15 protein-coding genes and 1 pseudogene are annotated in these 20,434 nt (G+C 49.5%); all 16 read right to left on the bottom strand.

The features are described from left to right. Positions 1–375 precede the first annotated feature (375 nt). The 16 genes and pseudogenes from EBB54_RS26120 to EBB54_RS26045 all read right to left on the bottom strand — a co-directional run bounded on the left by EBB54_RS26120 (position 376) and on the right by EBB54_RS26045 (position 20,399). Positions 376–2,931, bottom strand: coding sequence for an ABC transporter permease (locus EBB54_RS26120; protein ID WP_125129608.1), 2,556 nt, complete (start codon positions 2,929–2,931; stop codon positions 376–378). Between the two features lie 188 nt (positions 2,932–3,119). Then, positions 3,120–3,782: pseudogene (locus EBB54_RS26115) on the bottom strand (ABC transporter ATP-binding protein); the annotation flags it as partial. A gap of 295 nt (positions 3,783–4,077) precedes the next feature. Then, on the bottom strand, positions 4,078–5,376 hold the full coding sequence (gene ltrA, locus EBB54_RS26110) for a group II intron reverse transcriptase/maturase (RefSeq protein WP_004070134.1): 1,299 nt from the start codon (positions 5,374–5,376) through the stop codon (positions 4,078–4,080). 640 nt (positions 5,377–6,016) lie between these two features. Then, complete coding sequence (locus EBB54_RS26105) at positions 6,017–7,144, bottom strand: GTPase (RefSeq protein ID WP_125129606.1); 1,128 nt, start codon at positions 7,142–7,144, stop codon at positions 6,017–6,019. A 101-nt stretch (positions 7,145–7,245) separates the two neighbouring features. Continuing rightward, on the bottom strand, positions 7,246–8,928 hold the full coding sequence (locus tag EBB54_RS26100) for an AAA family ATPase (RefSeq protein WP_125129605.1): 1,683 nt from the start codon (positions 8,926–8,928) through the stop codon (positions 7,246–7,248). 274 nt (positions 8,929–9,202) lie between these two features. Next, on the bottom strand, positions 9,203–11,362 hold the full coding sequence (locus tag EBB54_RS26095) for a complex I subunit 5 family protein (protein ID WP_125129604.1): 2,160 nt from the start codon (positions 11,360–11,362) through the stop codon (positions 9,203–9,205). Positions 11,363–11,487: 125 nt separating this feature from the next. Further along, positions 11,488–12,963, bottom strand: a complete 1,476-nt coding sequence (locus EBB54_RS26090) for a complex I subunit 5 family protein (protein ID WP_125129603.1) — start codon at positions 12,961–12,963, stop codon at positions 11,488–11,490. A gap of 101 nt (positions 12,964–13,064) precedes the next feature. Continuing rightward, on the bottom strand, positions 13,065–14,537 hold the full coding sequence (locus EBB54_RS26085; RefSeq protein ID WP_125129602.1) for a complex I subunit 5 family protein: 1,473 nt from the start codon (positions 14,535–14,537) through the stop codon (positions 13,065–13,067). A gap of 15 nt (positions 14,538–14,552) precedes the next feature. Next, positions 14,553–16,064, bottom strand: coding sequence for a complex I subunit 5 family protein (locus EBB54_RS26080; protein WP_125129601.1), 1,512 nt, complete (start codon positions 16,062–16,064; stop codon positions 14,553–14,555). After that, complete coding sequence (locus EBB54_RS26075) at positions 16,065–16,442, bottom strand: sodium:proton antiporter (protein ID WP_004079882.1); 378 nt, start codon at positions 16,440–16,442, stop codon at positions 16,065–16,067. A gap of 3 nt (positions 16,443–16,445) precedes the next feature. Next, positions 16,446–17,417: a hydrogen gas-evolving membrane-bound hydrogenase subunit E gene (mbhE, locus tag EBB54_RS26070; RefSeq protein ID WP_004079881.1), complete on the bottom strand. Its 972-nt coding sequence runs from the start codon at positions 17,415–17,417 to the stop codon at positions 16,446–16,448. Continuing rightward, the gene (locus EBB54_RS26065) at positions 17,410–17,670 is read right to left on the bottom strand and encodes a hydrogenase subunit MbhD domain-containing protein (RefSeq protein WP_004079880.1); all 261 of its coding nucleotides are present in this window, start codon (positions 17,668–17,670) and stop codon (positions 17,410–17,412) included. The genes mbhE and EBB54_RS26065 overlap by 8 nt, the downstream gene beginning before the upstream one ends. Next, positions 17,670–18,209: a monovalent cation/H(+) antiporter subunit G gene (locus tag EBB54_RS26060; protein WP_125129599.1), complete on the bottom strand. Its 540-nt coding sequence runs from the start codon at positions 18,207–18,209 to the stop codon at positions 17,670–17,672. Before EBB54_RS26060 ends, EBB54_RS26065 begins: the two co-directional genes overlap by 1 nt. Then, positions 18,196–18,735 carry a monovalent cation/H+ antiporter complex subunit F gene (locus tag EBB54_RS26055; protein ID WP_125129598.1) on the bottom strand — a complete coding sequence of 180 codons (540 nt, stop codon included), beginning with the start codon at positions 18,733–18,735 and terminating at the stop codon, positions 18,196–18,198. Before EBB54_RS26055 ends, EBB54_RS26060 begins: the two co-directional genes overlap by 14 nt. Position 18,736: 1 nt before the next feature. Next, positions 18,737–19,204 (bottom strand): Na+/H+ antiporter subunit E, encoded by a 468-nt coding sequence (locus EBB54_RS26050; RefSeq protein ID WP_125129597.1) that lies wholly within the window; start codon positions 19,202–19,204, stop codon positions 18,737–18,739. A gap of 217 nt (positions 19,205–19,421) precedes the next feature. Then, positions 19,422–20,399 (bottom strand): ComEC/Rec2 family competence protein, encoded by a 978-nt coding sequence (locus EBB54_RS26045; protein WP_148099406.1) that lies wholly within the window; start codon positions 20,397–20,399, stop codon positions 19,422–19,424. Positions 20,400–20,434: the final 35 nt, after the last annotated feature.

Raw genomic sequence — 20,434 nt, 5'->3', positions numbered from 1 at the left:
CCCGTCTTTTTGTAACCAATTTGCACAGCAAATTGATTGCCTACTGAATGCAGCCACTTGCGCAGCAAATTGATTGCCTGCCGAATGGCTTCCGACTGCCATCCGGTGATTCTTTTCTGGCGATTTCTTAGATTATAACCTATATGCAGTATAGCATAATCAGCAAAGGTTTGTCTCTATTTTATTTCGGCATCTGGGCAGACAGTCGACGAGGATCAGAAGCATCCGAATCTATAGAACAAAAAGCCGATGGCCGGAAAGGCTCTATTCCTTCCCGAAACCATCGGCTCTGCCACCGGCGGACAGGTGCTGTACTGCGCCTTCGCCATGAAACGGCAGCTGGCTTTGGCCTGTGCACAAAGCTGTTGGCCAATATCAGCAGCACCGCAGTCTTTCCACGATACTCTTTTTGCAAAGTTTCTTATAAAATACAAGGGGCACCGCCGAAGCTGCAAGCAGCAGGATGGGCAGGCAGACCGCCACAGGCGCAAGGGTGAAATGATACGTGAATGCCCATTGGTTTCGTATCATCGGGTCACGGCAGATCTGCCAGCCCAGCAGGTTGCCCGCCGTGACACTCAGCAGCGCGGCGCTGCCGACATATGCCGTGCTTTCCCAGATCAGCATCCGCTTCATCTGGCGGCCTCCCATGCCGATGGCGCCCAGCATGGCCAGCTCTTTCTGCCGGGTAAGGATTCCGGTCACTGCCAGATTGATAAAATTTAAAATTCCAATGGCTCCCAGGATCAGGCTCAAAATCCCGCCGATCAGGGAGCAGGCCCGCTTTGTCTGCTGAAATTCTGCTTTCAGCGTTTCGAAGGAAATGCACACCTTGTTGGAATCCTCAAGCAGTCCTGCGGTGATTTTTTCCGCTTCCTCCCAGTGGGATTTTTCCACATCATAGACCACGCAGAGGGGTTGTTTTTCTCCGTACAGCCAGGCAAATTCCTGTTCCGGCAGGATCACGGTGATCCCCAGATTGATGGTTTTGCGGGCAGTCATGGTGTAAGGAAGCTCTCCCTGTGCCATCACCGTATATTCCTTTTTCTGCCCGTCATTGCCTTCCAGCGTGATGGAGTCGCCGGGCCGGTACATCGGCTCGGAACGCAGTCCGTATCCAACCATAGAGTCATTGTAGATCACATACCCTCCCCCGGCCCATTTTTCCGCATCAAATGTGCCTGCATCGTATTCCCCGTGTTCCAGGATCGAACCCGTGGCCGCGTAAGCCTGCATAAACTCCTGGCCGTTTTCGCTTCCCATGCCGGGAAGTTCTCTGCCCTGCGCCTCCTGCTGCGCAAGCCATTCCAGCGCATCCTCCGAAAGATCCATCATTCCCTCCTCACAATAGACCTTTTCCAGTCTCGTCAGGCCCGGAATCCGGCGGACTGACTCCTCAAATTCCGGATCTATGCCTTCCAGGTTTTTTTCATAGACTCCGGCCGCTGCCACCGTCCAGTCCGTCACTTCAAAATCGGCGTTGGTCTGTGTTTCCACATATCGCTCCAGGTCAAAACCTCTGAGAATCGTGCAGGTGGTGTTCAAAAGGGTCAGGCTCAGGAACAAGGAAAGAATGACCAGCACCGCCTTTTTTCCGTCCCGGCGCAGGCTGCGGAGGGCCAGTGTTCTGGGGGCGTCTTTTTTTGATACAGACCAATTGTTCTGCTGACGGAAGGCCGATTTTCGCATTTTCCTGATAATGCCCGGTTTTCGCCTGCTGCTTTTGATCCGATGCTCTCCGGTATAGCGCACTGCTTCAACAGGTGAAACCCGCGCCGCTGTCCGACCGGGCGACCGGAAACTAATGAAAACTGTCAGCAGGCTGAACAGCGCCGCCCCGGGCAGTACCAGGGGAGATACGCTGTATTCTCCGAACCCGTCAATGCTGAACTGCCCCACCACAAAGGGCAGCAGCCCTTTTCCCACAGCATATCCGGCCAGCAGCCCCGCAGGAATACCTCTGGCGGACAGCTTCATGGCCTGCCGCAGGACAATCCTGCGCAATTGTTTTCCCGAAGCCCCGATGGTCTTGAGCAGTCCGTAAAACTGAATGTCCTGGGTCACGGAAATGTAAAATACATTGTAAATGATCAGGTATCCGGAAATGAGGGTGGCGCCCAGCAGGATCATGGCCGTCAGAATCAGGCCGGGCTCCGCCGCAGGCTGGGCGTACACCGGATTGACTCCGCCCCTCGTGTCCCCCGGCATTTTGGCCCGGGCAAGGAGGTCATCCAGCTTTCCCTGAATGTTCCATGTATTGGAAAAATCAATGGCGGCCATCACAGTTCCCTCGTAAGGCACGCCCTCTCCAAACGCAGTCATCAGAGTCGGCGCCGTTTCTTCGCAGTATGCTTTAGACACCCAGATTTCCTGCGCGGGGGCGATCGGGTCCCCGTCCCACACGCCGCACAGGGTAAATGTGTCCTCATATACCGTGCCGTTGACACGGATGGAAAATGGTATCCGGCTTCCAAGCGCATCGGAAAGCCCCATCGCTTCCAGAACAAGCCGTGATGCGGCAATCTCCATTTTCTCTTCCGGCATCCTGCCCTCTGTGGGAAATGCCCGAAAATCCCGGGCCGCATACGCTTCCCCGTACCGCACTTCCGTGTTCAGCTTCTGCAGGCTTTCATCCGCTCCGCTTCCGGTGATGATGGAATAGCCGATGTCCTCATATCCCCCGGCCGCCTTTAGCGTCTCGTACTCCGGCATGGACAGAAATTTGACATATGCATGGCCCACACCTCCGTTCATACGCATCATGGCCTGCTGCATCTGTTCCAGAACGCCGCCGCCGATGGTAAACAGGGCTGAAAACAGGATCGTGGTCAGGACGATGGCGCCGATGGCAATGCCGTTTCGCTGTCTGCTCTTCTTCATCTGCCGGTCCGCAAGAAGGCGGAGGACCTCTTTATTTCTCACCTGGAACATTGTTCGGCGCCTCCTTCCATGGAATGGCCGGACGCGGATTTGCCCCGGCTGGCTTCGGTCCGGCTGGTTTCGGTCCGGCCGGCTGCTGTGGATCTCGTCTGCATATCTGCGGGAGATTCCTGATCCGCCGTCTTTGGACCGCTCATTTTCGCATGTTCATCTTCGGCGTATCCGGGGACGCTGGTTTTGATCCGGCCGTCTTCGATGCGGATGATGCGGTCTGCCATCTGGGCAATCTCGGGATTGTGGGTGATCATGACCATGGTCTGCTGAAACCGCTGGTTGCTGGCTTTTAAAAATGCGATCACGTCCTGGCTGGTACGGCTGTCCAAGTTTCCTGTAGGCTCGTCGGCCAGAAGGATGGAAGGTTTGCCGGCAAGCGCCCGGGCGATGGCCACCCTCTGCTGCTGTCCGCCGGAAAGCTGGTTCGGAAACTGTTCCAGCTTTTCCTCGATTTTCAAGAGGGTGACGATCTCCCGACAATAGTCCTCGTCAATCGTTCCCCCGTCCAGCAGAATTGGCAGCACGATATTTTCCCGGACATTCAGAGTCTGCACCAGGTTGTACTGCTGAAAGACGAACCCGATACTGCGCCTGCGGAATACGGCGAGGGCTTCATCATCCATGCGGGAGAGCTCTTTGTCTCCTACGCGGACGGTTCCCGCGGTGGGGGTGTCCAGGCCGCCCAGCATGTGGAGCAGGGTGGATTTTCCGCTCCCGGATGTGCCCACGATTGCCGCAAATTCCCCGTAATAGATATCCAGGTCGATTCCGTCCAGGGCTTTTGTTACATTTTCCCCTGAGGTGTAATATTTTTTCAGGCCCTGGGCCTTTAAAACAATGGATCTCATGACTTGATTCCTCCTGATAGGATTTTGTTCATTTTCAGTGTAGCAGAGAAATGTAACAATCTCCTCACAGCAATGTCACAATCCTGTGATTATTTGAAATTATCTTACAAGTAAACCATGGAGGAATTATTTATAGAAAGAATTATCGAAATCAACTGGCATTCACAGTGAATGCTTTTCTCCGGTGCTTATATATCTTGGTAAGTAGGTAAGCCCCTTACGGGGCTTACCCCTCTCAGAACCGGACGTGCAGCTTTCCCGCATCCGGCTCCCTGCAAAGCTAATACATCTACAACTATCCGTATATACTGACATAGATACGTGGTCGGACGAGTGGGAATTGTCTCATCAATTCCTTATATCCTTCCTTTGTATAGCTTCTTCTCTGGCTTCTTCTATTCAGCCAGTAGAATAACCGGAACCATACTACATTATAGAATGAGTTCAGGCTTCTTGAATTGTCAGTAATTCCGTAGTAATGATAGTAACCAGTTAAGATTTCATTCAGCTTCTTTACTATCTGGTTTATGCGTAGAAATCTCATATCTCTTATCGTAGCATTTATTTCCTTGCTTTTCTTTGCTAGCTTTTTCTTACTGGTCTTCCTCTTCACTCTGAACTTTCCCGTTCTTCCATGCGAACAGTAATGCGTGAATCCGAGGAATGTAAAGGTCTCCGGTTTCCCGTCTCCACGTTCTTTCCGGTTCCTTTCTGCAAATCGGCCGAATTCTATCAGCCTCGTCTTTTTCTCCTCCATTTCCAGTCCAAAGTGCATCATTCTGCGCTTTAAATATTCATAGAACATCTCTGCGTCTGTTTTGTATTGAAAGCAGACTACAAAATCATCCGCATATACCACCAGCCCTGCGTACCCTTTCATGATCGGCTGCATTTTCTCCTTGAACCACCACACCAGTACATAGTGCATATATATGTTTGCGATTACTGGTGAGCAGACCGAACCCTGTCCGGCTCCTTCCTCTGTCTCTTCATATCTGTAATCTTCCATGATTCCGGCTTTTAACATCCGGCGTACCAGCCTGATGATATTTGGGTCTTTTATTCTTGATTCTATGAACTTTATTATCCATTCATGGTCCAAGTGGTCGAAAAATCCTTTTACATCCGCATCCAATACCCAGTTTGTCTTTTCTTTTTCCAGCATTCCGTTCAGCTTTCTTAATGCCTTATGACAGCTTCTCCCTGGTCGGAATCCCATCATTTCATCATAGAAATGCGGTTCGAACACTGCTTCCAGTACTCGTCTCAATGCTTCCTGCACCAGTTTGTCTTCATAGCAATAGATACTGAGCGGCCGTGTCTTTCCGTTTTCTTTCGGTATCTCCACTCTTTTTGCTGGCTTGGGCTTGTATGCTTTCTTCTTAAGCTTTTCCTCTAATTCTTCCAGATTTTCCTCCAGCCTTGCCCCGTATTCCTCTTTGGTTATCCCATCGGTTCCTACTGCTTTCTTTCCGTCCATTTCCTTGTGGCACTCTTTTAATAATTCCTTATTTATCAAATGCCCTATGGACGTAAATACCATGTCTGGATGTTCGCCTGATAGTTGTGATATTCTCGCCAATTTCGTTTCCATAGCTCCTCCTGTCTCTGCGTACAGTCTATGTTTCCTCTTTGATATGACTTTGCATGGCTAGCCTGCGAGGACAGGCATTTTCTCGACTTCCACTGTATGTTTTACCGTGTACTATTCGGCCATCCGACTTCTGCTGGCCATTTGCGGTTCTCCCTTCGACAGTTGTTCCGCATACCAGATGTACGCAACTCATCTGGAACCAGACAGACCTCCTCCAGTTGACTTGAAATCCTTGATTGCATGACCAACCTCAAAACTCCGGGGAAGCAACTGTATTCTCGCTCTTAATGACTACAGTTATGTTGCTTTCAGTGTATAGGAGCACCTCTGCCTTCCCTCTTTCATTTTCATATCGAAGCTATGTGCAGTTATGCCCTGCAATCTCGCTGTCTACGCTTAGCGGACAGCATCTCTGTTGTCCACCCAAGACTCGCTTGGTGCGGTATAGCTTGTACCTTACACCGTAGGACTTTCACCCACCGAATTCCAAACCCTTAGCTGGGCGCACCCTATATTTAGAAAAATGTATTGAAGCATTCTTACACCTATCATTTGTGCCTGTACTATTTTTAAATGTATTTATTTTAATCTTCTCTAACTATTATAAACTTACCTATTACCCATACTCGTATTATCACAGCTACTCAGATACTAGCGCCTTGATAATATCCTTAACATTATACTCCCCATGGTTCATCGAAATAGTCTCTGTAACTTTTCTAATTACATTCCCCATACTACTCTCAACAATTGCATTGATCCAATCCAACTCTGAGGAATCCATATCTCCAATATACACTTTTTCCATTATTATGGAAGCAGCCTGTCCAATCCCAAAAACAATTAAGCCTGCGACTATTGCATTCAATACATCAGCCGCAATATTTGCAATCCCTGGAATTAATTTTAACTTATTAATTGCTGCCTTAGCTACCATACTTACTGTTCCAGCTTCTAATATCCGAGCAATTATCTTTTTTACCAATTCATCAGATTGATCTAGTTTGTAAACTCTCGCAATACCTGAAATTAGCATTGTTTCAAGAGGTGTTAAGACAGCAGCATCTGGAAAATCTATTGGGATTGCACCTACAACAACACCTGATGTCGCCGCACCAACTGTCAATGTCTGTGACTTAATTTTTTTACACTTTAAATCGTATTTTTTTACCGCCTCATCAGATGCTCTTACTGCTGAATCAAGATTAATTTGAGTTACTTGAATTAATTCTTCAATACCTCTGGGAACTATATTTTCTCCTTTTGGCGGTTGTGCCAAAATGGGAATAATTGCCAATGGCATTCCTGTTTTCTTTGCTACTTTACAAAAAGTATTCCTTACCATTTCAATATTGTCTTCATCTTCAGCTCTGAAAAAAGATTTAGTTAATATAACAATAATGGGAACATCTTTCCATTCCTTTTTCACATCTTCTACTGTTTTGATTGTCTGTTTTGTAAATCTCTTTGAAGTTGCATCTACACAAAACCACAGCATATGAATTCTTGTTTTTTCATCTTTCAAACCATTTTTTATCCATGTTTTCATATCTTTGACAGCTTTGTGTGTATTCCAACTACTGTACTCAAAGCCACGACTATCTATTAACTGAAAGTTCAAATCTTCCGATACATATGGTTGCAATTTTTTAGTTTCATGTTGTCCATGTCCTACTTTTGCTACTTCTTTCCCTATTACTGAATTAATCAAAGTTGATTTTCCGGCTCCTGAAGTCCCCAGTACCAATATATTTGCTTTAGTTTTCATATCATTTTCCCTCTACCCTATATTAAAAGCCTTTTAATTCAGATGGCACAATAATAGTCACAGTCAAACCTCAATCCCCGCCGGATTCTGAAAAATTCCTCTCATCCTATCAAAACCTTTTTCCCTTCAAACGCAAACCCATATCTTCGGATTCGTTCCTGTGGAATGCCTTTTGCTTCCAGAACCGCGGAATATTTCTTGCGTTCGATCTGATCTAACGCTTTCTGCACCGTGTCTGCAAGCGTATCTTCCTCATCCGGATCATGAACCTTAAATTCCAGAATGATAGCATCATCCCTGTCCGAAAGGGGTTCCAGAACCACATCATATCTTCCGAATCCGCTTTCACGGTTGGAAGTGATGGTATATCGTTCACCCAGATCCACCATCAGGCCAAGGACAAAGCCGTGATAAAAGCGTTCCGGTTCTGTTGCTTCGGACGGTTGTTTTCCGGTGTCGAAGTAGCTGAACGTGGTGAAGGCTACCCGGTTCATATAGTGGTTCATCGCTTTTTTATCATCTAATAACAGCGCCTTGATGAACTGATTATATGCCGGTGTAAAATCGGAAAACCAATCCTCTACCATCTGCTCAAACATGAGAGAGACTTCGCGGTTGGTTAACACAAGTTCATAGATGATCCGGTCTCTTTTGTCCATGCTCCAATGCTTCACCCGCAGATAACCGCTTGCAAGCAACAGGCTCCAGATAGCAGTCTCTTTGTGCCCTAGCTGGCTGAATACGATCTGCTCGTCAATCTGCGTGCGGAGTACTTTTCCGGAAAGGAGATCCTCCATCACCATTTTTGTATCCGCGCTTCCTTCACGGATCAGCTTTCCGATCAGGCTGTTGCTGCTGGTGTTGGCCCAATATGGGGAAAATTTTGCATATTTCAGGTAGTTTATAATAGACCAGGGATTGTAGATATCTGTCTTATTTCCAAATGTAAATCCGTCATACCAGCTTCTAACATCATCCTTTTTGTCTGACAGACCGTACTCCTCCAGAGCGTTCCAAACCTCCGACTGACTAAATCCAAAGCTGTCCGCATACAAGTCTGAAGTAGTTGTAACTACAGTCAGATTATTCAAATCTGAAAATATGGATTCCTTGCTGACCCTCGTAATCCCTGTCATAATAGCTCTTTCAAGAAACGGATTCGTTTTAAACGTAGAATTGAACAGGCTGCGGATAAAGGAAACCAGTTCATCCCAATAGCCATGCACATAAGCCTCCTGCATCGGGGTATCGTATTCATCCAGCAGAATCAACACTTTTTTTCCGTAATAACGCATCAGATAATCCGACAATGCGCTCAGGGAATTGGCGGCTATATGATTTTCCATGTCGATAGAAATATGATTGTACATTTTTCTTTCATCTTCATTCAAATGGCTGCTTTCTAAAAGAAAATCGTATTTATTATACAATTTTTTTATAATCTGACAGATACTTTTTCGTGCCTCTGGAAAAGAGGTTGCCTTCACACCTGCGAAGCTCAGAAAGATGACAGGATAGGTTCCCTGCAGTTCCCTGTATTTTTCTTCCTGCCAGATAGACAGATTTTGAAATAAATCACTTCTTCCCGCATGGCTCACAGAGAAAAAATGTTCTGTCATATCCAGATTCAGTGTCTTTCCGAAACGCCTGGGGCGGGTAATCAGAGTTACAGCATCGTTGTTTTCCCACCATTCTTTGATAAACATGGTCTTATCAATATAGAAATTTTCAGTTGTAATCATTTGTTCAAAATCCTGATGGCCGATTCCCACTGTTCTTGGCATCGCTGCACCTCCCTGTCTTTTCCTGTATCTTACCATTCTTTTGGCAGATATTCAATCAATACCGCCGTATCCTTAAACATATCTTTCCGCCGGAAAGGATTACAGGCTGCGGCCTGACCGGCTGCGAACTGTAACGCATCCAGCCCGTTGATACATCCCCTGACGGCGAGAGACCAGATGTCCGCAGTCTCTATTTTACTGACCGGACGCCCAGCAGCAAGGCACAAGGCAACGTGACCTGTAACCAAAAAGGTTACAGGTCACCCAAAATGTCTCACCCCGCCAGCACCAGCAGCAGATACACCAGCGTCGCCAGGAGTCCCACGCAGAACAAAATCAGCCCATAGGAAAGGCTCCGCCCGATCAGACTTGTATTCTCTTTAAAGCTTGTATATGCCAGCGCATACTGATGCGTATAATCCTTCTCATCCGGCCGTTCCCGCCAGGCCGTCTTATTCAAAACCCACACAATCCGGTTTGCAAAACATCCCAGACGGTATGTGAGTGCATTTCCTTCCAGCAATTCCTGAGGCTGGGGACTATCCTTATAAATCGTTTTGCGCAGAAATACAACTATCGTATCCACAAGCGTATCGAAAAAGCTGGCTTCCACGCTTCCCGCAATCGGCAGGATTTTCGCAATAAAATCCACGGCATGGTCCAGCACAAAGCATATGGCTCCGCAGATGGACGGAAGCATCCTCAGCAGAATCGGCCGATACAGAAAATCCTCCAGATCCAGCATGTTCGGCCAGCAATTGACATAGACCGCAGCTCCGTTTTCTTCCTTCCGGATCATCCAGAGCCTGACCAGCACCAGATAAACCACGGCCCCGATGGCAATCGAAGTCAGGCCGCCTTTCAGATTTACAAAACTAAAATAGGATACCTCATGGATATGCTCCAGCCCGAAAAACCCTTTTACAAATTCAGCAGCTTTGTCCATCGTGAAATGCGGAAAAATCCCCATCACCGGAAACAGCACTGCGCCAGCCGTCAGTGCAAACGCGCTCTTTCGGTTCATATAATTTCCGCCCATGGCGTCATACTCCGCCTGCACCTTCGGGTCACGGTTCTTCTCAATGAACACCGCGAAAAATAATTTGCACATGTAGGCCACGGTAAAACCGCCGCTGACCAGAAATACCCACTCGATCAGCTTCATGTCCGCCGCCCCCAGAAGCACGGGCGCCGCTGCCCCCTCTTTCAGAAGTTCTATATATTCTACGATGCTCTCGTGAATCAGCGTTTTACTCACATATCCTGAAAAAAGCGGAATCCCGCCGATTCCCAGCGCGCCGCACAGATAAATTCCCATCAGAAGCGGTTTCTTTCTCCCGAATCCCCGGATGTCATTCAGATCCAGTTTGTGCAGATTCATGTAAATGACTCCTGCCGTCATGAAGAGCACCAGCTTGAACAGGGAATGATTCATCATATGCAGGAAGCTTCCCTGCACCGCCAGCGCATTTTCCTCTCCCAGAAGCCCCTGCATCCCGATGCCTGTCAGGATAAATCCGATCTGGGATACTGAAGAGCATGCCAGCGTCCTCTTGAAATCAATGGAAAACAGGGCAAGCACCGCCCCTGCTGCCATCGTCAGAACGCCGGTCAGCAATACGAACGTTCCCCACACTCCGTCGTGAAACAGAATCTGACAGGTGATCACAAGAATACCGAACACCCCGGTTTTCGTCAAAATGCCAGACAGCAGTGCGCTGGCCGGAGCCGGAGCTACCGGATGGGCCTTGGGAAGCCAGATATGGAGCGGAAATGCCCCTGCCTTGGCTCCGAATCCGAAGAACAGACAGACCGCCGCCGGATACACATTTTTTCCCCGGCATGCATCGTAAAGCTCGCTGATTGTGAGGGTTCCCGCCTGATGGTACAGCAGAAAAAGCCCCATCAGCATCACCAGTCCGCCGATCACCGCCACCGCCAGATAGGTGGCCGCCGCCCGCAGCGACTCCTTCCGCTCATCCTGGGCCACCCAGACATAGGAGGCAAAGGACATCACCTCAAAGAAAATAAAGGTGGTATACAGATCCGCCGACAGAAAGACCGCCTCCGTCGCTCCCAGCGTGATTAGCTGAAACAGATAGTACCGGTTCCTGTTTCGGTAATGGGCAAAATACTCTTCGGAAAAGAAGCTCGTCATCATCCACATAAAAGCAGCAACCACCCCGTACAGCGCCCGAAAACCGTCCGCCGTAAAATGCAGGCCCAGCCCGCAGATACCGGGAATGGTGCAAACACCGCCGCCCGTGCCGAGCCCGGCCGCCACTGCCACTGTCAAAATCAATTCGAACATTGCCGCAAGACCGACAAATCGATCCCGGAGTTTTTTATGTTTTCTTCCGATCAGATAGGAGACAATACCGGCAGCCATTGGAAAAAATACTGCCGCGGCAAGTAACATCCTCTCTTGTTCCATCTACTTTACCTCCTTCAATAAGGTAGCTTTTGCCTTCTTCCTCTAAGGCAGCGCCCCCTCACCTTCGTTCGAGTGCATGTCGTCAGAAGGCATTTTAAGAAAAGCTTCGCTTTTGCCTTCTTCCTCTAATACCTCCCAGCCGCAATATCCTGCAGAAAGGATATAAGCGGATCAGAACACATTCCAATGGCGATGACCGCTGCCGCAAAACAGACCAGCGGGAAGCACATTTTCCAGCCCGGGTCTTTGACGCCTTCTACGCTCTGCGCGTCAAATTCCCTTCCCGGGAAAAAGGCTCGGATCACGATCGACATCATATAGATCGCGGTCAGCAAAGCGGAGATCAAAAGGCATCCGACTCCAAAATATGCCATCACATTCTCGCTCTCCACCGCCGCCTTCGCCAGATTCCATTTGCTGATGAAGCCCGCCAGACCGGGAACTCCCATCAATCCCAGGGCCGACACGGTAAAGCAGCCGAATACCACCGGCATTTTCCGGCCGAACCCGTTGAGTTCGTAAATATATTTTTTATCCGTCTGATGCATGATGGCGCCTGCACAGAGAAACGAGCCGATCTTCATAAACGCGTGGCAGATCATATGGGCCATCGCCCCCACCAGTCCCCCAGGAGTCATCATCGACGCACCCAGGATAATGTAGGACAGATTGCTGACCGTAGAATAAGCCAGCCGACGTTTGATATGCTGCTCTTTCACAGCCCGGCTGCATCCGTATACAATCGTAAACATGGCAAAGCCCATCACAATCGGCTGCACCCACGTTCCTTTCAGAAATTCCGCGCCAAAGCTGTAATAGGTCAGTCGCAGAATGGCAAACACCCCCGCCTTCACCACCGCCACCGCATGCAGCAGCGCCGTGACAGGGGTCGGCGCAACACCGGCCTGGGGAAGCCATGCGCTCATAGGGAAAATAGCCGCTTTTACGCCGAATCCGAAAAACGCCAGCAGATACACAAACAACAGCAGATTGGTTTCCCCGCCGATGACCGCCGGATTCAGCACACCCCCCAGGGTAAATTCCAGAGTCTCCCCGTAAACCATCAGAAAGACAATGGCGATCAGGGCAAAGGCCGCGCCGCCCAGCGACATATACAGATACTGCCGCACCGCAAGAATCGCCTCCCGGACCAGTGTGTGCAGGATCAACGGCACCGTCACCAGCGTCAAAAGCTCATAGAAGAGATACATACTGAGCATGTCCGACGCAAATGCCACTCCAAGGGTGACTCCGTAAGTCATGCTGTAAAACATGAAGAAGATTTTCTCATGCCCCTCATGCTCCATATATTCAAAGGAATACAGCATGGCAAAGGGCCAGAGAATCGATACCAGTCCCGCGAAAAGCATAGCCAGCCCATCAATTCTGAATGAAATGGAAAGCCCCCGCACAAAGTAGACCAGATGCAGCGTCCCGGTAGTTCCATGCGCCAGAAGCGACAGGACAATGGCGGAAGCCGCCAGAGTCAGCGCCTCCAGATACAAAAGCATCCCTTTTCTGGAACGGAACGGAAGCACCGGCGTAAGTGCGCCGCCCAGTATCGGAAGCAGAATGGCTGCTACAATCCAATATAGACTCATCTTGCCTTCCTCCTAACTATAATGTAGCGCCCCCTCACTTTCGTTCGAGGGCAAGTCGTCGGAAGGCATTTTAAAAATGCTCCGCATTTGCCTTCCTCCTTCTATAAACTCTGAATAATTTCATTCAGATACTGTGTCAGCGGATTGGGGAATACTCCAAGTAACAGGGAAAGTCCGGCCAGGATGAGCAGCGGAATGAGCATAGTCAAAACCGGTTCCTTTTTTTCCAGTCCCGCGTAATCATAATCCGCTCCCGGCAGAAAGCCCCGGATTGTGATCGGCAGCAGATATCCCGCCGTCAGCAGGGCGCTGACCAGGAGGATCACCGGGCCCAGCCAGGAAAATATGGGAATGCCGGATTCCAGCGAACCGCCCGCCAGATACCATTTGCTGATAAATCCGCTTGCCGGGGGGATTCCCACCAGCGCAAGGGACGCAAACGTGTAGCACCAGATCGTCACCGGCATTTCCTTGCCGATCCCGGTCAGCTCGTCCACACGGGTCTTTCCGGTTTTATAAATGATCGCGCCTGCGCTCAAAAACAGGCAGGACTTGATGCAGGCATGAAATACTACATGCAGCAGTGATCCGGCCATAGCTTCTGGATTCAATAAAGCCAGCCCAAACAAAATGTAGGAAATCTGGCTGACTGTGGAATAGGCCAGCCGTTTCTTCATCACCTTTTCCCGGTAAGCCAGCATGGAACCCATGAAAACCGTGATCAGCGTCAATGTCAGCCAGACCGTCTGCACCCAGGTTCCGCGGATCACTTCCGGCCCCGTCACATAGAAGATCACACGGACGATCCCCAGCACCCCCATCTTCACCACCAGGCCCGACAGCACCGCGCTTGCCGGGGCAGGCGCCACCGGATGGGCCGTGGGAAGCCACGCGTGCATGGGAAACATACCTGCCTTCACGCCGAATCCGAGAATCATCAAAAACACCACCACAAGCAGCAGCCCCAGATGGTTTTCTGCCCCTTCCAGTCCGCTCCCTCCGGGAATGAAGTCCAGCGTGCCGGCGTAACGGTTCAGAAAATAGATTCCGAACAGCACCATATAGGCGCCGCACAGGGAATAAAACAGGTACTTCAATCCCGCCATGATCGCTTCCCTGGATTTGTTGTGCATGATCAGCGGAAGCGTGGTCAGCGTCATCATTTCGTAAAACATATAGTAGGTCACCAGATTTCCGGAAAAGCACAGTGCCATCAGTACGCCGTACACCAGCACATAGAATCCGAAATACCGTTTTTCTTCCTGTTCATGCTTCATATACTCGCAGGAAAAAATCCCCGCCATCAGCCACACCACCGTGATCACCGCGGCAAATACCCTTCCCAGCGGATCCACGTGAAAGTACACCTCCAGGCTGCCTCCGAACCGCAGAAGATGCAGTTCCACCCCTTCCCCCGCAATCACGGCGAGGGCAGAGAGCATGGAGAGCACCAGGGAAAGAAAGGATACGCCCAGCAGCACGTTCCGTTTTTTCAGGCCCGGGAAAAACAGGACTCCGGCCCCGCAGGCAATCGGCAAAAACACTGCCGAAAGCAGCCAAATATTTGAGTTCATGTATGCGTCTCCTTCCTATGCAAAATGATTCAGTCCGCTCTCGATGATGCCGATGATCGGCTCCGACATCATTCCAAGCACCAGATTGATGAAAATAAATAAAATAAGCGTAAGCGTGTACAGTCTCTGCTGCCCCGCCTTTATCCGAAAATATCCCTTTTCCGCTTCAGTCTCCCGCTTCTCCGGCACGTAGATCCGCACCACGGTTTTCAGGAAATAAATGGCGTTCAGGATGGTGCTGACTGCCAGAACAATCAGCGTGGGCATCATTTTGTGGGTGGGATGCACCACCGCCGCCTCCGCGAAGAGCAGCTTGCTGACGAATCCGGAAAACAGCGGAATCCCCACCATGGACATGGCCCCTACGGAAAATCCCACTCCCGCCGCTTTGTTGCGGTAGGCGGACCCCGTCAGGTCGAAGAAATTCCTGCTTCCCGCCGATACGTCGGTCAGTCCGATGGCCGAGACAAACAGCAGGGATTTTGTGGCCGCATGGGCAAGGATATGGAAAATGCTTGCCACCATTCCCTCCGTCGTCCCCAGGCCGAACCCCATATAAATATATCCGATCTGGGCAACCGAGGAAAACGCGATCATCCGGCGGATGTCCTTTTCCCAGATTGCGCTGATGGAACCGAAGATCATGCCGCTCAGTCCGAACAGAAACAGCACGTTCGGAATTTTGCTTGCGCAGATGATCTCAAACCCTACCACCCGGTAGAAAATTTTGATCAGCAGGAAAATATATCCCTTGGACACCAGGCTGGACAGCATCGCCGCCGAGGAAACCGTGGAGTATCCGTATGCGTCCGGAAGCCAGGCGTGGAACGGAAACAGCGCGCTTTTGATGGCCAGGCCGACCGTCACGAGCCCGATGGTGATGGTCAGAGGAATCTGGTATGTCCCCGCCGCCATGATGGCCGCCACGCTCTCCTTAATGTTGGACATCAGGAGGTGTCCCGTCAGGTCGTACAGCATGCAGATCCCCATCAGCAGCAGACCGGAGCCCAGCAGGCTCATGATCATATAGCGCACCGCCGCCTCGATGGTTCTTCCGTTCTGGCGGATCATGATCAATCCGCAGGCGGCGATGGTGTTGATCTCCACGAACACATACGCCGTAAAAAGGTCGTTTGTGTAGACCAGCGCCAGCAAAGAGCTCAGCAGCAGATCCGTCAGAATATAGTAAATATTGTGCTTTGTCACTTCCACTTCATCGAACAGTTTTTTGCGTCCGCCCAGCATGGACAGCAGCATAATGATGCAGAAAAACAGGGCCATTCCCGCTTCCAATGCCCCGGCGCGGATTTCATTTCCCCAGGGCGCGGGAAAATGGCCCATCATAAAGGTGTAACTGCCCCCGGTCTGCATCAGCCAGGCCAGAAGCCAGGCGGACGCGGCCCCGATGATCAGGATTACCGCCGCGTTCAGCCTTTTCGCCGCTTTTCCCGGAAGAATGGAGGACACGATCCCGGAAAACATGGACAGCATAATGGAAAAAAACGGTACATTTTGTACAAATGCCATTTAGATGCCCTCCTTTTTCAGACGGGAAGAGATTTCGTCCAGATCCAGTGTGTGATACCGCCTGTACAGCCTCACCGTCAGTGACAGCATCAGAGCCGTCACGGAGACGGATACTACGATGCCGGTCAGCACCAGGCCGCTTGGAATCGGGTTGATGTAGGCTTCTACCTCCTGCACTCCATTTACCACGATGGGGGCCGTCCTTCCCTCAATGTATCCTTTGATCGCCAGAAACAGGTACACCGCCGTGTCCATAATGTTCAGGCCGATGATTTTTTTGATCAGATTCTTCTGGAGCAGCAGGTTCGCGAACCCGATCCCAAACAGAATCATGGCAACGACCTCCCCAAGGTTGGGGAGCAGATTGGAACCAAACATTCTTTAGAATCCTCCTTTTCGAAACAGCGCGAAAAACGCGTACATCGTGCATGCAACCACCAGTCCGACACAGATGTTCAAAGGCAGTATCAGCCCGCTGCTGATGACCGCCCCGGGCGTTCCCAGCGGAATCCCGCTTTCCAGATGATGTGCCCCGGTGTAAAAGGAATAGCTTTTTGCCAGGCAGTAAAAGAGCAGCGCCCCGAAACTGACCGTCTTGTAGGTTTTTTCCGTAAAAAAGCGTTCCGTCTTCTCAAAACCAAACGCGTTCAGGTACAGGATCAGCCCTGCCCCGATGATGGCTCCGCCGGAAAATCCCCCTCCCGGCGAGAGATGCCCGTTGAGAATGATATAAATGCCGAAAAGCATGATGACCGGCACCAGGATTCTGGCTCCCATCTGCAGGATGGCGTCCTTCTTCGGTTCATAGAAGCTGTCCCGCCGCTCCTCGTCTTCCGCGCTGCCCTTCCCTTTCTTTTTGTCATTCCGCATCAGAATCAGCACCGTACAGGTGGCGATGAAGAGCACGTTGGATTCTCCGAACGTATCGAAGGCGCGGTAGTCCAGAATCATGCCCGTCACGATGTTCACGGCTCCGGTGTCCTGCATCCCGTCCTCGATATATTTTGCCGCCACCTCATTGCTGGCCGGATTGCTGGCAGACCCGACGGGCGGTAGGTAAGAGACCTCCACAATCAGAATCAGGATCAGCACGATACAGCAGAGCACTGCCGCCATTTTATAAAACCTCTGAAAAAAGCGGTATACCCGGTTGTGCTCCGTATCATAAGTCCGCGACATCACTTCGTCCAGGTCATGCTCATACCGCTCCATCTGCTTCCGGTCCGGTTTGTATTCGCTGCGGGGGATTACTTCCATATTATCCAGGTAGAGATCCTTTTCCCCGCTGAGCCATCGCTTCATGCGGACGATCCGCTGGCGTCTGTATTCTTCCTCTGAGATTTTTCTACTCATCTGTCTCCTCGTCCTCCTCTCCAAGGGCATGGATCTTCTTCAGTGTCACAAAAAACAGCACGCTGGTCACCCCGGCCCCCACCGCAGCTTCCGTGATGGCAAGATCCGGAGATTCCAGAAGAATCCAGATGATCGACATGACCAGACTGTAGGACATGAAGATCAGGATCGAATTAAGCAGATTTTTGGAAAAGCTGACGGAGATCGCGCAGACCACCAGAAACCCCATCAGGATATATTCAAATATGGCCATTACGATTCCTCCCTTGCTTTGTCCCGATTCGATTTCACTGGATCGACTTTGTGCTGATCTGTTTTGCCGCGGTCTGTTTGAGCCTGATCGGCTTTGTCCCGGTCTGTTTTGCTGCGGTCTATTTGAGCCCGATCTGTTTTGTTGCGATCCGCTTTGTCCCGGTCTGCATAGATGATTTCCCGCTGGTCTTCGTCCCAGAGGTGCTCCGTGATTCCTTCCTCCATCTCACAGCATCGTTCCAGATGGGGGTTGGTGGTGGCCTCCAGACGTGCGATCAGATGGGAGGACACAGGCGACGCGTTCCACAGGAATATTATGATCAGCGCCATTTTCAGGGATGCGAAATTCCATCCCGACAGGATGATCAGACCCACCAGGGAAATCCCGATACCGAGAGTATCCCCCATTGCCGCCGCGTGCATCCGGTTCAGGACATAATCAAATTTAAAGACGCCGAATACCTGCACGGTAAAGACTCCAAGCCCTGCCAGCAGAAACGAAACGCCAAGTATAAACTGCAGCCATTCAATGAGGATCATGGTGCACCGCTCCTTTCCTGTTTTTTTCTTGTGTATTTGTATCTTTATTTCTTTCTGTTTTTATTTCTTCTGTTCTTATTACTTGTGCTCTTACTTTCTCTGTTCTTATTTCTTCGGTTCTTGTTTCTTCGGTTCTTTCTTCTTCAGTTCTTGTTGTTTCTGCTCCGCTATGTCCTGTCATGGCTTCTTCCCGGATGCTTTCGGCCTGTACTGCCTTCTGCTGCTGCCTTTTATTCTTGGCAAGCTTCTCTAAGTGTACGCCGCTGTATATTTTCGTCAGCACCACTACCGCAAGAAAACTGATCATCGCGTAGATCAGACAGATATCCAGCAGATACCCCTCTCCCATATATACGGCAAGCATGGCAATCACGACCATGACAATGGTTCCCATCATATTCACCGCCACGACCCGGTCGGCGATGGTCGGGCCCTTGATGGCGCGGATCAGGCAGAAAAGCAGAAGGATGGCAAGAAATATGAAAATGGATATAAAAATCCACGGATGTTCCCAGATAATCCTCATATCAATCACCAATCCTTTCCAGTTTTTCCAGCATTTTTACAAATACGGAATCTTCCATCCCCTCGGACAGAGACTTGTCCAGGCAGTGCACCACGCACTCATCCTCGTCCATGGACACCGTGATCGTTCCCGGCGTCAGGGTGATCGAATTGGCCAGAAGCACCCGGCAGAATCTGGATTTCAGATTCGTGCGGACACACACCATCACTGGCTCCACCACCTCGCTGCTGGAAGTAATCAGGCGGATCACCGCCATATTTGCCTTGACGATCTCCATAACCAGTACAAAGGTATAACGCAGCAGGCAGACGCTCCTTTTATACAGAAGAATCTCCTGCTTTACGCTGTAATCCATAAACCTGCAGATAAACGCAAACATGAAAAGGACAATCACTGCGCCGATCACGGCAATCTCCGCAGTAATTGTCCCGTTGAATATGATCCATACACAAAAAAACAGCAACAGCATGATCTTCTCTCCCCTGGTCAGCAGACAGGCCGGCCTGCTGCTCTGAATACTGGCCGCAGCCGCAAAGCGGCATATATCCTGATACGGCTGTGTACATCCTGTTATACTAAGCGACAGGTTTGTCTGAGCTTAAGTATAACAATGCTGTTGTCTATTATAACAGATTTTTCGACTTTTTTCAGATTTTTTTTATAACTTTTTATTTCTTTACTGATTGTCAGGCAGCGTCATTTTTTAGCTTGTCTTTATTTATTATTGCTGCAGTTCCATAAAGCTGTGTTTTTATTGTTTTTTTCTCCAAATCAAAATCCAGATATACAACTCCCTTACCATAATGGTGATCAACGATATCTGACGTACAGATCAAAGTTTCCACAACCTTGCCATATTCTGACATCACTTTCCTGTTTGGTAAATGATTTCTCAGATTCACCGATGTTGAAGCATACTCGCTTGTATCACCGCTTTTCTGCAGAAGTTCCATCAGTTTTCTTCCCTTCTCACTTCCATGATGCGGTATTTTTATGTAGTTATAAGCCGCGGATATCTCGGAATCAGAATCATAGGCCAGTTCTTCAAACGTCATATTGTCAACATCACCGGCAAACATCAGATTGATCTCACCGGCAATGCCTTCCAGCTTCACAACACACCCCAGGCATATTTTATTACCGTCAAAAGTTTTATTGATACCTTGAATCCCGCCTATGTTAGGCATTGGTGCAATACATTTGAGCACCATTCTGTCAAATTTTCCATATCCTAAAAACGCAATCTCATCCATAATATCTGGATAGCAATGCATGGGATGCAGGTTTATTCTATTCATTGCTTTTTTACGCTGAAGCAGAGAACCCAAAAAGAAGATATTTTCCCTGCAGACATCTGAAACTCTTTCTGCCTCGCCAAATATGTTAGCAGTACATATCTTAGTTTTCTCAGCGCTGCAGTATTTTTTAACAAGCTGAACAAGGCCAGCCGAATGGTCATCGTGAGGATGTGTCCAGATAAGCATATCTAATTTCTTCTCAGCAATTCCCCATTCCTCCAATATACTATCTGTTATATTGCACTGGGATTCTTCATAGCAGTCTATGGCCATCGAGTAATATATGTCTTTATCTTCTCCATACAAGATAAAAATGCTGCTCTCCCCTTCGCTGGAATACCCAATATGATAAACTGCTATTTTCATCTTTTCCTGTTTGTTGATTACCAGTCTCTTTAGCA

Origin of the sequence: Schaedlerella arabinosiphila, assembly GCF_003885045.1 — a bacterium.
In the GTDB taxonomy this organism is placed as follows: Bacteria; Bacillota; Clostridia; order Lachnospirales; family Lachnospiraceae; genus Schaedlerella; species Schaedlerella arabinosiphila.
The sequence above is the reverse complement of the archived record's forward strand: the minus strand, read 5'-3'. Positions and strand labels throughout refer to the sequence as shown.